This window comes from Ruegeria sp. C5 (assembly GCF_056537605.1).
This window is the reverse complement of the sequence record NZ_JBQFRX010000022.1, coordinates 1-659: the sequence shown is the minus strand read 5'-3', so window position 1 is coordinate 659 and position 659 is coordinate 1. Positions and strand designations below refer to the sequence as shown.

General features: G+C 48.1%; 2 protein-coding genes. Both read right to left on the bottom strand.

Annotated features, from left to right (window positions below; genetic code table 11):
* Window positions 1-77: 77 nt before the first annotated feature.
* Window positions 78-458: a VOC family protein gene (locus ACR0AW_RS21200; RefSeq protein WP_480615281.1), complete on the bottom strand. Its 381-nt coding sequence runs from the start codon at window positions 456-458 to the stop codon at window positions 78-80.
* A partial coding sequence (locus tag ACR0AW_RS21195; protein WP_480439660.1) for a zinc-binding dehydrogenase occupies window positions 458-659 on the bottom strand: 202 nt, incomplete at its 5' end. The genes ACR0AW_RS21200 and ACR0AW_RS21195, both read right to left, overlap by 1 nt.

The following is a 659-nucleotide window of genomic DNA, read 5'->3' as shown; positions in this document are numbered from 1 at the left end:
GGCAAGAATCTCAATTACTAATCGACAAGAAGTTGCGAGCTTGATTTTGTGCTCCGACTATTTCGAGAGTTGGCCAATTACTCGGTGTCATCGAAGTCAATATGAATATGATTCCCATCAGGATCGGCCACGTGGATTTGGACCATCCGAGTCCCAGGGACTTCAGTTTTGCGATACTGGGTCTGACTCGAGATCAGTTTTTCTTCGAATGCGCTCAACCCCGTGGCTGAGAGCGCAAAATGCTCGAGCTTGAGCTTCACTTCGGAGCCAACGTTAGGTGTTCCTTCGTGACCCACAAGATGAACCACGGCGTCATCACCCGTATACAACCATGCTCCGGGAAACGGAAAATCGGGGCGGGCCCCGGGTTTCAAACCCAGGACATTTTCATACCAAGTAACCATCTCAGGCAACCTAGTCGTCACAATATTCACATGATCCAGCCGTTCAATTCTCATTAAAAACCCTCAAGCACAAGCTTACCTTTGGCTTTTCCGCTTTCGAGGATAGCATGCGCTTTCATTAAGTTTGTAGCATTGATCCTACCAAGTGTATCGGTCGCTGTGGATCTGATCTTTCCATTGTCTATCAAACCGCCGACCTGATTCAGGATTTCGCTTTGACGGTTCATATCTTCAGTCCCAAAAAGCGACCGAGTG

What these genes read in the sequence shown, in the direction of transcription:
- ACR0AW_RS21200 (WP_480615281.1), bottom strand. Translation starts at nt 458, where the DNA reads ATGAGAATTGAACGGCTGGATCATGTGAATATTGTGACGACTAGGTTG.